At 61.0% G+C, this 13,860-nt stretch carries 14 protein-coding genes; 5 read left to right on the forward strand and 9 right to left on the reverse strand.

The features are described 5' to 3' along the window. Positions 1-6: 6 nt before the first annotated feature. Positions 7-795 (forward strand): putative hydro-lyase, encoded by a 789-nt coding sequence (locus tag NN662_RS20215; RefSeq protein WP_261932219.1) that lies wholly within the window; start codon positions 7-9, stop codon positions 793-795. On the opposite strand, the gene NN662_RS20220 is transcribed toward NN662_RS20215, so the two are convergent. From NN662_RS20220 to NN662_RS20260, 9 genes are all read right to left on the reverse strand, one after another. Then, entirely contained in the window at positions 792-1,379 is a 588-nt protein-coding gene (locus NN662_RS20220; RefSeq protein WP_261932220.1) for a gluconokinase, read from the reverse strand. The two genes, NN662_RS20215 and NN662_RS20220, sit on opposite strands and share 4 nt — an antisense overlap. Beyond that, positions 1,367-2,638 carry a TRAP transporter large permease gene (locus NN662_RS20225; RefSeq protein ID WP_261932221.1) on the reverse strand — a complete coding sequence of 424 codons (1,272 nt, stop codon included), beginning with the start codon at positions 2,636-2,638 and terminating at the stop codon, positions 1,367-1,369. Before NN662_RS20225 ends, NN662_RS20220 begins: the two co-directional genes overlap by 13 nt. Continuing rightward, complete coding sequence (locus NN662_RS20230; protein ID WP_261932222.1) at positions 2,635-3,147, reverse strand: TRAP transporter small permease; 513 nt, start codon at positions 3,145-3,147, stop codon at positions 2,635-2,637. The genes NN662_RS20225 and NN662_RS20230 overlap by 4 nt, the downstream gene beginning before the upstream one ends. A gap of 55 nt (positions 3,148-3,202) precedes the next feature. Then, positions 3,203-4,231 (reverse strand): DctP family TRAP transporter solute-binding subunit, encoded by a 1,029-nt coding sequence (locus NN662_RS20235; RefSeq protein WP_261932223.1) that lies wholly within the window; start codon positions 4,229-4,231, stop codon positions 3,203-3,205. Positions 4,232-4,266: 35 nt separating this feature from the next. Then, positions 4,267-5,172: an NAD(P)-dependent oxidoreductase gene (locus tag NN662_RS20240; protein ID WP_261932224.1), complete on the reverse strand. Its 906-nt coding sequence runs from the start codon at positions 5,170-5,172 to the stop codon at positions 4,267-4,269. A gap of 10 nt (positions 5,173-5,182) precedes the next feature. Next, positions 5,183-5,476 carry a putative quinol monooxygenase gene (locus tag NN662_RS20245; RefSeq protein ID WP_261932225.1) on the reverse strand — a complete coding sequence of 98 codons (294 nt, stop codon included), beginning with the start codon at positions 5,474-5,476 and terminating at the stop codon, positions 5,183-5,185. Continuing rightward, positions 5,473-6,831, reverse strand: coding sequence for an NAD(P)H-dependent oxidoreductase (locus NN662_RS20250; RefSeq protein WP_261932226.1), 1,359 nt, complete (start codon positions 6,829-6,831; stop codon positions 5,473-5,475). Before NN662_RS20250 ends, NN662_RS20245 begins: the two co-directional genes overlap by 4 nt. Before the next feature lie 215 nt (positions 6,832-7,046). Then, positions 7,047-7,949, reverse strand: coding sequence for a LysR substrate-binding domain-containing protein (locus NN662_RS20255; protein ID WP_261932227.1), 903 nt, complete (start codon positions 7,947-7,949; stop codon positions 7,047-7,049). A gap of 126 nt (positions 7,950-8,075) precedes the next feature. Next, positions 8,076-8,999, reverse strand: coding sequence for a LysR substrate-binding domain-containing protein (locus tag NN662_RS20260; RefSeq protein WP_261932228.1), 924 nt, complete (start codon positions 8,997-8,999; stop codon positions 8,076-8,078). Positions 9,000-9,252: 253 nt separating this feature from the next. Between NN662_RS20260 and NN662_RS20265 the strand changes: the two genes are divergently transcribed. The 4 genes from NN662_RS20265 (at position 9,253) to NN662_RS20280 (ending at position 13,791) form a co-directional block, all read left to right on the forward strand. Further along, a complete protein-coding gene (locus tag NN662_RS20265) occupies positions 9,253-10,284 on the forward strand; it encodes a substrate-binding domain-containing protein (protein ID WP_261932229.1) in 1,032 nt (343 codons plus the stop codon). A 63-nt stretch (positions 10,285-10,347) separates the two neighbouring features. Beyond that, positions 10,348-11,907, forward strand: a complete 1,560-nt coding sequence (locus NN662_RS20270) for a sugar ABC transporter ATP-binding protein (protein WP_261932230.1) — start codon at positions 10,348-10,350, stop codon at positions 11,905-11,907. Then, on the forward strand, positions 11,894-12,889 hold the full coding sequence (locus NN662_RS20275) for an ABC transporter permease (protein WP_261932231.1): 996 nt from the start codon (positions 11,894-11,896) through the stop codon (positions 12,887-12,889). The genes NN662_RS20270 and NN662_RS20275 overlap by 14 nt, the downstream gene beginning before the upstream one ends. Beyond that, positions 12,886-13,791 carry an amidohydrolase family protein gene (locus tag NN662_RS20280; protein WP_261932232.1) on the forward strand — a complete coding sequence of 302 codons (906 nt, stop codon included), beginning with the start codon at positions 12,886-12,888 and terminating at the stop codon, positions 13,789-13,791. Before NN662_RS20275 ends, NN662_RS20280 begins: the two co-directional genes overlap by 4 nt. Positions 13,792-13,860: the final 69 nt, after the last annotated feature.

Consider the following 13,860-nt stretch of genomic DNA (forward strand, 5'->3'; position numbering starts at 1 on the left):
AAAAGCATGAGCAACGATTTTGCGACGGCCGCGCATGCGGTCCGCCTTGATGCGCGCACACGCCGGTTGACTGGCCCGACGGCCAATCTGGCACCCGGTCATGTGCAGGCAAATCTCGCGATCCTGCCGAAGAGCCTTGCCTATGATTTCCTGCTCTTCTGCCAGCGCAATCCGAAGCCGTGCCCGCTGCTGGGTGTCTCGGACCCAGGCGACTACATGATCGGCCCGCTCGGCCACGACCTCGATATTCGCTCAGACGTGCCGCGCTATCGCGTCTGGCGAGAAGGTCATCTCGTCGACGAGCCGGAAGACATCGAGACGGTCTGGCGCGACGACCTCGTCACATTCGCGATCGGCTGTTCGTTCTCGTTTGAAGAGGCCCTCCTGGCTGCCGGCGTGCCTGTGCGGCATATCGAGGAAAACACAAACGTGCCGATGTACCGCACGTCGCTGCAAACCAATCCGGCCGGTGTATTTTCAGGCCCGCTTGTCGTCTCCATGCGGCCGATGACGCCGGCCGATGCCATCCGCGCCGTCCAGATCACCGGACGTCTGCCATCGGTGCATGGCGCGCCCGTCCACATAGGTGATCCCGGCGACATCGGCATTGCCGACATCGCGAAACCGGACTACGGCGACGCGGTAACTGTCCGCGAGGGCGAAATCCCGGTCTTCTGGGCCTGCGGAGTGACCCCACAGGCGGCGATCGTCAGGGCCAAGCCCGAATTCTCGATCACTCACGCTCCAGGGCACATGCTGGTAACCGACTTGGTCAATGCAGATCTTGCGGTCTAAAATTCGTCTGTCGTCGCATTGTCTGAAACGTTCGAGGCCCCGGGATGACTGGGGTTGCCGACTGAAGTTTTCAGCTGATCCGTCCAAGCTTCTAGAATGGAAAGCACTTTGCAACTGAGTTGATCGAATGGCATGGAGCCGAGTACGGTCACCCCCAGCTCTTCCGGCGCCAGCGGTTCAAGCGTCTGCAGCTGGTTCTCCAGAAGCGAAACCGGCATGAAATGCTCCCTGGCCGTCATCCGGCTGATCAAGACATCCCTGCCGACATCGAGATGGAGGAAAAAGAGAGGGCAATCCTTTGCCAGCCTCTCCCGATAGGACCGCTTGAGGGCTGAGCAGGATGCCACGGCCCCACCGGGACGTTCACCCAATGCGCTGGCGATCCTGTCCAGCCAGGGCCAGCGCATGTCATCGTTGAGAGGCAGGCCACGGCTCATTCGCTCGATGCTGGCCGGCGAATGCAGATCATCGCCTTCAATGAAGGGCACGTTCAGATGATCGGCAATGCGCCTTGCGACCGATGACTTGCCGCAGCCACTGACCCCCATGACAACGATGTGCAAGGGCACGGTCAGGTCAGCCATTCTACGGGCCACATGACGATCTGCGGAAAGGCGGCCACCAGCACCAGCACGACGGCGTTGACCGCGTAGAACGGCAGCGACGCAGCGACGAGCTTCGGCGTCGGAACGCCCGAGACATAGGCGGTCGCGAACAGGCACGTGCCGACCGGCGGCGTTGCCAGACCGACAGCCAGGCAGGCAACCATGTAGACCAGGAAATGCAGGGGATCGACACCCGCCGCAACTGCGGCCGGCATGAGCACAGGGATCAGCATCAACGCCGCCGCGACGATATCCATCAGCATGCCGACGATGATGAAGATCAACCCCATCAGCATCAGCGTCATGAAAGTGGAGCCGCCGAACATCGACAGGAAGCCGGAGGCCTTCTGCGGCAAGAGATCGACCGTGAAGACGAAGGTCGCGGCATTTGCCACCATCAGGATCAACAGCACCGAGCCGGCAAGCCTGCCGGACGCGACTGCCAGTTCGAGCACGTCCCGCAAGCCGATCTCGCGATGCAGGATCCCGGCCACGAGGAGCGTGTAGAACACGGCGAGGCCGGCAGCTTCAGTCGGCGTCACGATGCCGGAAAACATGCCGGTCAGGATGATCACCGGAGCGCCCACGGAGGGCAGCGCCCTGAAGAGCGCCCGGGCCGACTTGCGCATGTCGAAGGCCGTAATCGTCCCATACCCCTTCCGGCGCGAAATGATCGTGTTGTAGATCGCCAGCGAGACAGCGAGCAGAACGCCGGGCCCGAGCCCCCCGGCCAGGGCAGCGCCGACCGACTGGCCGGCCGAAGCTGCCGCGACGATGACGAGGATCGATGGCGGAACAAGCGTCGCCAGTGTCGAGGTAATGAGCGTCAGCGCCGCCGCATAGGGCTTCGGATATCCGCGCGACGTCATGGACCGGATCGTGATCGGTCCGAGACTGGCGATATCGGCGACGGACGATCCGGAAATGCCGCCAAACACGAAACTGGAGGCAATATTGACATGGCCGACGCCACCGGGAAGCCTGCCGACGAGCGCCTCGGCCGCATCGAAGATGCGTTCGGACAAGCCGCCCCGCTCCATGATCTGGCCCGCCAGAATGAACAGCGGCACCGCAATCAGGAGGAACGAGTTGATGGACGTCGCCATCGACTGCGTGATCATCGACAATGGCAGGTCGAACCACCAGAGCGTTACGGCGGAGGCGAGCCCGAGGGCGACCGACAAGGGAACGTCGACAATAGCCAGCACGGCAAAGAGCGCGACGAGAGTGAGGCTCATTGGCTCAATCCTTCATGGGACGTGAGTTGCGCGACGGTCGGGTCGGACAGCGGGTCGGCTGTAAAGGCGTTCACCGCCGTGCCGACAATCGCCAGAAAGGATCCCATCACCAGCGGCAGCGTCGTAATCCACATGCCGACCTGCAGGATCGGCGAGAGCTCGCCGAAGCGGATCTGCTGAACCAGCAACTGCCAGCCCTGCCAGGTCACGATGCTGAAGAGGATCATCGCGCTCAGCGCCGGGATCAGCCGGTAGGCGACTAGAAGCCGGGCCGGGATCAGGTTGACGAGAAAATTGAGAGCCGGGTGCTGCCCGCTGCGAAAGCCTGCGGCGAGACCCAGCCACACCGTCCAGATGAACAGGAAGCGGGACAGTTCTTCCGTCCAGGCAAGCGAATGTCCGAAAAGGCGGGACCCGACCTGAAGCGTGATCAGCAGGACCATGCTGATCACCGCTATCAGGATTATCAGGTCGACGACGCGCCAGATGATCTTATCGAGAAGCTGCATCTCTGTACCATGAATTGTTGGAGCGAGGGGCGCCCGGGGGCGCCCTTCGCAAATGTCAGTTGGACTTCACGAAGTCGATGCTCGTCTGCATAAAATCTGCGCCGATCTGATCCTTGAAGTCGCCATAGATGCCTCGGGCGATCTCCTGCACCTTCGCCAGCTCGCCGTCGGCGAACGAGTTCACCTGCATGCCTTTTTCCTTCAGCTTGCCGATGATCTCTTCTTCCTGCTTGATCTCGTTGGCGTCGTGCTCGACGATCATCTCTTTCGCCGCGTCCTGAACGGCGTCATGATACTGCTCGGGGATCTTGTTCCATGCCGCCGACGACAGGGCCAGCAGGAAGCTGTCGGCCACGTGCTGCGTCAGATTGAGCTGTCCCTGCACTTCGTAGAAGCGGTTGTTGTACGGCACCTCGACAGGGTTTTCCTGACCGTCGATCGCCTTCAGCTGCAGAGCGGAATAAACCTCCGAGAAGGCCATCGGCGTGGGATTGGCGCCGAGCGCCTGGAAGAGCTTTACGAACAGTGGATTGTTCGGCGTGCGCAGGGTCAGACCCTTGAAATCCTCCGCCTTGGTGATCACCCGGTCGCGGGCCGTCACATCACGGAAGGTGCGCAGGAAGAAGCCGAGTCCCTTGATGTTCATGCGCTCGATGGACTGCAGCAGCTCCTGCCCCGGCGCGCCGGCAAGATAAGCCTTGAGCTGGTCGTAGTTGGCAAAAAGATACGGAAGCGAGATCGCGTTCATCTTCGGTTCGAAGGATGCATAGACCGACGATGCGAGGATCAGGCCATCAAGCGCGCCGGAGCCGAGCTGGTTGATCGCGGCATTCTGATCCTTGCCGAACAGCACGCCATCCGGAAATACCTGGAACGTGACTTCGCCTTTGGTCTTCTCGTTGACGAGTTCGGCAAATCGCGTTGCTGCACGGCCAACCGAACTCTCGGCCGGATCCGGAACCGCAAGACGCAGCGACGTCTGGGCGAATGCCGGAACGGCGAAGCTGCAGCTTGCGGCAAGCAATGCTGCCGCAGTCAGGCCCTTCACAACGCCACGGCGTGTCAGTTCGAGTGTCTTCTTCATCTGGGTCTCCTCCCTCTGTTAATGAAATTCTCTAGTCAGTTCCGCAAGGCACTGCCTGCCGGCAAAACGCCATTGCGACGTTTCAGCTCAAGAAAGAGCGCGGAATGATCGAGGTCGCCGCCGCCGTGGTCGACAAGCGACGAGAAAAGCTCATCCGCCAGTCTCAGGACCGGCAGGTCGAGATCGAGCTTCTCGGCCACCTCAAGCGCTGCCTTCGTGTCCTTGACCTGATACTTCGCCGGACCACCCGGTTCGAAGTTTGCCGAAATGATTCTCTGGCCGTGCAGCTCGAGTATCCGCGAGAAGGCAAATCCGCCGAGCAGGGCTTCCCTGACTTTCGCAGGATCGGCGCCGCCTTTTTCCGCCATGAGCAATGCTTCCGAAACGGCAACGATCGTACTGGCGACAAGAAGCTGATTAACGAGCTTTGCCAGTGCACCTGTGCCGGCCGGTCCGATATGGACCACGCGCCCCATCGCCGAAAGCACGGGATTGGCTTTGCGAACATCATCGATCTCGCCGCCGACCATGATCGACAGGGTGCCGGCAGCGGCCGCCGGTGTCCCGCCCGAAACCGGGGCATCCAGCCATCGCAGGCCGATCGCACCCGCCTTGGCGGCAAGGGACTGCGCCTCTTCCATGCCGATAGACGACATGACGATCAGCATCGCGCCCTTCCTCATCGCCGCAGCGGCATCATGCTCGCCGAACAGCACTTCTTCGCAGACGGGCCCCGACGACAGCATGACGATCACGGTATCCGCGTCGGCAACGGCCCTTGCCGGAGTGCCGGCAAGTCCCGCACCCCTGGAAGCCAGGGATCCGGCCTTTTCCTTGCTTCGGTTCCAGACCGTGACCTCGAAGCCGGCTGCCAGAAGATTGGCGGCCATGGGGGCCCCCATGAGCCCCGTTCCTAGCACGGCGACCTTGCCCCTGCTCATGATGCAATCCTCATGGGGCAACCCGTTCGAAAAAGCCGACCGGCCCCTCGCTCACCAGGGTCAAGGCCTGGCGGAAGCGCGCAAGATGCGGCGTCTCAAGATGAGCCTCAAAGGCCGCACGGCTTTCATAAACCTCGTAGAACATCACCTTGACGGGGGAGACATTGCGATCGACGAACACGTCGAACTGATGGCACCCGGGCTCCAGGGCGACGGAGTTGGTGGCGTCGTCCCTGGCGGCCTCCAGAAAGGCCTCCAGGTTTTCAGCCGTCACGTCGAATTGCGGCAGGACGACATAGCTCATGCCGCCTTCTCCGACTTCGGTCCCATGGTCTTGACCTGTTCGCGCCGCAGTTCGACCACGTCGAGATCATCGACCAGTTCGACATCCGACATCCGCACGACCTGGTCACGCTTGATCGGGTTCTTCAGCTTGACGTTGTGTGCAAGTCCGATCGGCAGGGCGTCGACCTCGCTGGAAATGCTTGCGGGGATCGCCTTCGCCCAGACGGCATAGCCGCCCTCGCCGTCCAGCATGTCGCCGGCCTTGAAGTCACCCTTGGCTGCGGCAACGGCGTCACCGCGATATTCCTTGGAGGAGCCGGTCGGCTCGCCGCGCAGGACCGCGGAAAGAACCGATACGGAGGTTTCCAGGCCGATCAGGTGGAACGGCCGCCACATCGAGCCATACCAGCCAGACTTGTCGGTCAGCAGTCCGTACTGCTTGAAGCAGTCGCGCGTGTAGGCATCGGGCGCCTTGAAGGTGACGAACATGCCGTAGCGGATGTTGTTGAGCACCTCACGGCCGTCCGGCTCCTGGCTCGCGGCAATGTCGACAAGCCCTGCCTTCGGCATGCGGCCACCGTCGGAGGCCGGCTTGAAGACGGACGCCAGATCCTGCAGACCGGAGGGATAGAACGCCAATCCGTCATCCGGGCAATCCAGGCCGGTGCCATTGGCAACGGCAGCCATCTCGATCGCGGCCTTGGTGCCATCGGTGAACGAGTTGTACATTTTCGGATTGAAGTCACCCTTGGCAACCTCTTCCTCGGTCCAGCCGAAAAAGCCCCAGACCGTGTCCGGCGTCGAATAGCGGTACCGCGGTTCGAAGTTCATGCCCTTGCCGGCCGAGATAAGCTCGAAGCCGCAGGAGCGCACCCAGTCGACCAGTTCGCAGATGAAGGCCGGCTGGTCGCCATAGGCCATCGAATAGACGAGGCCCTTGGCACGCGCCTTGGCGGCCAGGATCGGTCCGCACATCACGTCAGCCTCGACGTTGACCATGACGATATGCTTCATGCCTTCGATCGCCATCAGGGCGTGTCGGGTACCGGCGATCGGATGGCCGGTCGCCTCGATGATGCATTCGATGCCGTCAAAGGCGCAAAGAGCGGCCGCATCTTCGGTGACGAAGGTCTTGCCGGTGTCCATCGCATCGGCAAAGGACGTCGCGCCGTACTCCTCCGGCTGCCAGCCGGTCCGCGCCAGCGACGCGCGGGCCTTGCCGGCGTCGAGATCCGCCACGCCGACGATATGATAGCCGGCAATCTTGCGTGCCTGCGCCAGGACCATGGAGCCGAACTTGCCTGCCCCGATAAGACCGACGCGAATGGGACGGCCTTCGGCATGACGGGCAGCAAGCATCGATGAGAGGTTCATGTGGGATAACTCCGTATTGCGACCACCTGGTCGGGAATTCACTGACCGCGCAGGAGAATGCCCACCATTGCGATCAGCACCGGTCAGGGTGCAGGTCGCCAACGGAAATTTCGGTATTCCTCCCGACGCGCCGACATCGTTTGTCGGGCAGGCGCATCTTCCTGCAGGGGAGACTGCAGAACAATTTACTTTTTTTGCTGAATTACGTAGCGCTTCTAATCAATCAGCGAACGGTCCTCGTTGTACCAGACCTGCGCCTCGCGCTTAATCCACTCGATGAAGCGCTTGACGCGGTGTCGCCTCAGATGGGTGTAAGGGCACACGATCCATTGGGTGGCGATCCGCATCTCGGGTGGATTTTCCAGGGCAACCACAAGACGGCCGTCCTTCAGTTCCTGCTCCATCATCAGGTTGCTTTCCAGCGCCATGCCCATTCCGAGCACGGCAGCGTCGACGACCATATGCGACCGGTCGAAATAGAGCCGCTTCGAAGGAATGTCGTTGGTGATCCCCTGGTGGGCAAACCAGCTTTTCCACTGGATCTGCGCCTTGACCGAGTGAATGAGCCTGTGCTGCAGGAGTTCGCCCGTGGTCAAGGAATGCGCCGCCGCGAGCTTTGGCGAACAGACCGGCAGAAAGCGCTCTTCGATCAATCCCTCCACATGCAGGCCGGGCCAACGACCGGCGCCATGCCGGATCTCCACGTCCACCAGATCCCGATTGAAGTCGGTCGGCTCGTTCGAGCCATCCAGCCGAATGTCGATGTTGGGATTTGCCTCGAAAAACCGCGGCAGCCGCGGCAGGATCCATTTCGTCGACACGGTCGGCGTGGCCCTGATCGTCAGGAGCGTGGTGGTCTTGTTGCCAGTGACGATGTCCGTTGACCGTATGATCTCCTCGACATGCTGGGAAATTAGATCGAAGTAGCGCTCTCCATCCTCGGTGAGCTTCACCTTGCGCCCGACCTTGGTGACGAGCGACATGCCGATCTGCTCCTCAAGCACCCTGATCTGCTGGCTCACGGCCGATGGCGTCACATTCAGCTGTTGCGCCGCTGCTGTGACGGAGTTGAGTGTCGCGACATGATAGAAAACGGCAATGGATCGGAACGGAGTCATCGTTAGCTCAGCTTAAGTTTTGATAATCTTCCTGTAGCTCACTAAACGATATGGCGGAAAAATTGTCAGCAAAGATTGAGCCTTCACTGGATACGCCTTCGAGCTCCGAAGCCTGCGACACTATCCTTATTGCTGTCTGTCGGCGATCCAGTGCCTGCTTCCAGACTGCTCACGCCAGTCGTCGCGCGCGGCCCGGATCCAGTCGAGAAAGATTTTCACCTTTCTGTGCCGCAGGTGATCGCGGGGGCACACAATCCATTGTGTCGTCAGCGCTATGTGATGAGGGGATGCGACCGGACAAATGAGCCTACCATCCGACAACTCCCGCCACATCATCAGCTCGCTTTCCAGCGCAATGCCCAATCCGTCACTCGCGGCGTCAATCGCCATGTGGCTCCTGTCGAACAACACGCGCTGCCAGCGAAATTCATGCGTCACGCCCGCTTCCTTCAGCCATCGCGGCCACTGGACCTGTGATTTGACCGAATGAACCAACCGGAACTTCGTTACGTCTTCCGGCTTCAGGCTGGCCAGACCCGCGAGGTGCGGCGAACAGACGGGAATGAAGGATTCCTCCACCAGTCCCTCGACAAACAGACCGGGCCAGCGTCCGTCGCCGTGCCGGATTTCGACATCGACCAGATCACGGTTGAAGTCGGTCGGCTCGTTTGTGCCGTCAAGGCGCAAATCAATCTCGGGATGTTGATCGAGAAACGATTTCAGTCGCGGCAGCAGCCACTTGTTCGACACCGTCGGCGTTGCCCGGATGTTGAGAGTGGTTACGGTGCGGTGCCCACGTATCGTGTTGGTCGCGTCCGAAATTCTCTCGATCTGGTCTGTAATCATCTCGAAATAGCGCTCGCCTGCCTCCGTGAGCACGATTCCGCGGCCCATCTTGTTGACCAGCGTCACGCCGAGCTGCAGCTCCAGCGACTGGATCTGTTGCGTCACGGCAGAAGGTGTCACGCTCAGTTCGTCGGCAGCCTTGGAGATGCTGCACGATCGGGCGGCGGCGTGAAAAACGAGGATACTTCGGATCGGCAGCTGCAAGATGTCGTCCTCCGCAGCGGATAAGAGCCGTTTCCCGAGGCTCCGTCCATTTAGCACACCTAAATAAAATCACAATAATTCTAAATTGCCTCTAAGCAATGGCTTTCTTACGCTTTGATTACCATTCAGGCTCAGCAAAGTCTGAAACGGCGAACGGCCATCGCTTCTGGGAGGAGGCGCGGCGTTGAAAGGGAGAAATTGAAGCGGGGTAAAGGACTGGTCTCCAGCCGCTTCTCAAGGGAGGATGAAGTCCATGACACTGAAGAACACCACGATCGTGCTCGCCGCATCGGTCGCATCGCTGATGATGGCAGGCGCCACGCTCGCTGCTGACAAATGCTCCGCCTATCCGACTGCCAAGAGCGAAAAAGTCGAGTCCGCCGACCTCGAGAAAACCTTCGGCGCCGTGCCGAAACCGGACAAGGAGCTGCGCTTTGCCTATGTCACCAAGACTCTGATCAACGAGTTCTGGCAGGACGTCGCCGCCGGCGTGAAGGACGAGGCCGGCAAGTACAACATCAAGGTCGATGTACAGGCCGCCAAGGACGAGTCCTCGATGATCGAGCAGCTGAACCTGGCGCAAACGATGCTGTCCCAGAAGCCCGATGCGCTGCTGCTGTCGCCGCAGTCGGACTCCAACCTCGTGCCGGTCATCAAGGCCGCACGCGACGCCAATATTCCCACCATCATCATTGATGACGCCAGGACCGATGGCGCCAGCAGCTATATCGGCACGGACCAGGTCGCCATCGGCGGCAAGGCCGCCGACTATTTCGGCGAGCGCTTCAAGGACGGCGGTAAGGTCGCGCAGATCGAAGGCGCTGCCGGCTCGCCGAATGCCCGCGCCCGCATCAAGGGCTTTGAGGAAGGCCTGAAGAAGTATCCGAAACTTCAGCTCGTCGCCTCACAGCCGGGCAACTGGGATCGCCTCGTCGCGCTGAACGCCACGAGCAACATCCTCCGCCAGAATCCCGACCTCGTCGGCGTCTATGCCAACAATGACGGCATGGCACTCGGTGTTGTCGAAGCGGTCCGTAACGGCAGCTCGCTTGATAAGGTTGCGGTCGTTGGCACCGACGGTATCCGCGAAGCGAAGAAATCGGTCGGCGCAAAGGAAATGGCCGCGACAGTCGCCGAATTCCCCTTCGAGGAAGGGCAGCTCGGCGTGCAGGTGGCGCTCCGTCTCCTAGGTTGTCAGGAAATCCCGACCTGGGTTGTCTCTCCGCAGGCCGTCATCACCAGCGACAACGTTGCAAATTTCCCCGATCCTGTCGCCTCGAAATAAGGCATCATCCCACCAGGCGCGGTGCAAGCCGCGCCTGGTCCTGAAGGGTGTCGGGAGGATTGGATGTCCGCACTGCAACATACGGCCGCCGGTGAGGCGCGCCTTGCCAACCCGGCAGCACCACTGCTGGAGCTTTCCGGCATCGAGAAGCGCTATGGACTGAACCACGTCCTCAAGGGCGTCGGTCTGCGGCTCGAGGGTGGCGTCGTGCACGGCCTTCTGGGCGAAAACGGAGCAGGCAAATCGACGCTGATGAAGGTCGTATTCGGCCTTGTGCAGCCTGATTCCGGCACGATCACCCATGGTCGTCTCGGAGAGGTGAGGATTGCCGATCCCCGCCACGCGCTTTCGCTTGGCATCGGTCTTGTCAGCCAGGAACTCAATCTCGTTCCCCAGCTTGACGTCGCCCAGAACATGTTTCTCGGCGCAACGGGTGCGCTCGAGGTCATTCCCCGCAGCGAACTTCGTCGCCGCGCCTCGCATATCCTGTCGGAGCTCGCGCCACATATCGATGTCACCGCGCAGGTCGACAAGCTCGGCATGGCGGACCGGCAATTGGTCGAGATTGCGCGCACGCTCGCCAAGGGTGGAGAGATCATCGCCTTCGACGAACCGACCTCCAGCCTGACGCCGAATGAACGCGACAACCTCTTTTCGGTCATCCGCAGCCTGAAGGCCGCCGGCAAGGCCATCATCTATATCTCGCATCGCATGGACGAGATCCGCGCCATTTGCGACGCGATCACCATTCTGCGGGATGGCAAGGTGATCATTTGCGACGAGGTCGCGAAGTATGACGACCAGGCGATCAACGAGATGATCACCGGGCGGCAGCTCGGAACAGTCATGAAACAGGGGCACAACGCAGGAAGCGAGCCGGGCCGCACGCTGCTTGAACTCAAGAATGTCTCCACGCGACGCATCTCGGACGTTTCGCTGACGGTCCGCTCGGGCGAAATTCTGGGGCTCGCCGGTCTCGTCGGTTCCGGCCGGTCGGCAACACTGCGGGCAATATTCGGCATCGACCCCATGACCGCGGGCGAGATCTGCGTCGATGGAACGCGATCCAGCATCGCGAACTCCAGGGCCGCGATCGACTGTGGCATTTCATATATTCCCGAGGATCGTCGCGGACAGGCCATCGTCCCGATGATGAGCATCGAGGGCAATTTCGGCCTCGCCAACCAGCAGCGCTTCTCTCGTCTCGGCTTCATCGCCTCGGCCGCACGCAAGGCGTCGATCAGGCGCTACGTGAAGGATATGGGCATCAGGCCCGGCGACATTCGCACGCCGCTTGGCAACCTCTCAGGCGGCAACCAGCAGAAGGTCGTGATCGCCCGATGGCTGCAGACCGAAGCCAGGGTTCTGCTGTTCGACGAGCCGACGCGAGGCATCGATGTGGGCGCGAAGGCGGAAATCTACGCGCTGCTGCGCGAACTCGCCGCCAAGGGTGCGGCGATCATCGTGGTCTCTTCCGAACTTCCGGAAGTGCTGTTGCTGAGCGACAGGATCGCCGTGATGGGCAAGGGCCGCGTGCTCGCCATCGAGCCGAACAACGACGGCATGACGGAAGAGCATCTTCTGGAAAAGATGGCCGGGGAGAAGCAGAATGTCCAAGAGTGAAACCGTGGGTGCACCCGAGATGAAACAAGAAAAGCAACGGGAGGCCGCAAGCCTTGTGAAACGGGGCGAATTTGCCCGCAAGGCCAGCGTGCTGTCGGGCTGCGTTGCGCTCTTCATCGTTTTCTCGGCGCTGACCAGCAGCTTCTACCAGCCTGCCAATCTTCTCGATATCCTGCTGCAATCCTCCATCAATGCGGTCATCGCCGTCGGCATGACGCTGGTCATCATGACAAAGGGCATCGACCTGTCGGTGGGCTCCATCGTCGGCCTGTCCAGCATGGTCGCAGCCGACATGGCAAATCATGGCGTTGCAGCAGGCATTCTCGCAGGCCTGGCCGTCGGTCTCGTCTGCGGTTTCGTGAACGGCATCCTGATTGCGAAGCTGAAACTGCCGGATTTCATCGTGACGCTCGGCACGCTGAGCATTTTCCGCGGCGCCGCGCTGATCTACACCAACGGCCAGCCGATCTACGGCCTGCCGAACACCTTCCGTGACCTGTTTGCCGGCCAGTTGCTCGGCATTCCGACGCCAGTCGTGTTCGCCATCGCCATTGCCGGCATCGCCTATGTCATGGTCGCCTTCACCGGCCTTGGCGAGCGCATCATCGCGAGCGGTGGCAACGAAGAGGCGGCACGGCTCTCCGGCATCAATGTCGATACGGTCAAGGTCATCGTCTATGCATTGTCAGGGCTTCTCTCCAGCATTGCCGGCTTCATCCTGATTGCGCGCATCGGAGCCGCCGAACCCATCGGCGGCCAGGGCTTCGAGCTGCAAGCCATCGGATCGGCCGTCATCGGCGGGGCAAGCCTGTTTGGCGGCGTCGGCAACCCCTTCGGCTCGCTGATCGGCGCCGTCACGCTGGGTGCCCTTCAGAACGGCCTGACGCTGATGAACGTGCCCTCCTTCTGGCAATATGTCGCCTCGGGCTTCGTCGTCATCCTCGCAGTGCTGGCCGACCAGATCACAAGGCCTCGTCGATGAACGGTGCGAACGACACCTATATTGTCGATGCTCATCATCACTTTCAGGATATCGAAGCCTACGAATATCCGTGGCTGAGCCCGTCTCGGCCGCCGGCGCTGGAAGGCGATCTCTCGGCTATTCGCCGCAACTTCCTCCCGGGTGAATACCGGGAGATCGTCTCGCGCTGGCTCGTCCGCAAGTCCGTACACGTGCAGAACGGCTGGCGGGCCGATGACCCGGTTGGCGAGACGCGCTGGCTCTCGGCACTCATTGACCGACACGATCTGATCATGGCCATTGTCGGCTATGCAGATCTCTCCAGCCCGGACATCGCTGCAATCCTTGATGCCCACGGCACCTTCCCGCAATTTCGGGGCATCAGGCAGATCCTGAACTGGCATGAGAACCCCGCACTGCAGGTCGCTTCCCGTCCGGACCTCATGGAGCAGCCGGACTGGCGGCGCGGGTTTCAGGCGCTGGCGGAGCGCAACCTCTCCTTTGACCTTCAACTCTATTGGCCGCAAATGGAAATGGCGCTGGAAATGGCGCAGGACTTCCCGCAGACGCAGATCGTCCTCAACCATTTCGGCATGCCGATCGACCGCTCGCCCTCGGCGCTCCGGCATTGGTCGACCGCCATGGAACGGCTCTCGCTCGCCGAAAATGTCAGCGTCAAGCTTTCCGGCTTCGGACTCGGGTGTCCGCATTGGTCCAAGGCAGACACGATCTCGCTTCTTCAATCCGTCATCCGGATCTTCGGGCCAGAGCGCGTGATGTTCGGCACCAATCTGCCGGTCGATCTCCTCTTCTCGAAGCCCGGACGCCTGCTCGACACGTTCGAAGCCTCCATCCTGTTCCTCTCAGCCGAGCAGCGGAACCTCGTAAGGCACGGCAACGCCGAGCGGATATATAGATTCTAGTGATCTGGATGTCGGATGACATCGAAGAGACCGTGTCGCAGAATGGCGACGCTCACCAGCCCCACATCG

The sequence above is a fragment of the Rhizobium sp. NRK18 genome (assembly GCF_024385575.1).
GTDB lineage: Bacteria > Pseudomonadota > Alphaproteobacteria > Rhizobiales > Rhizobiaceae > JANFMV01.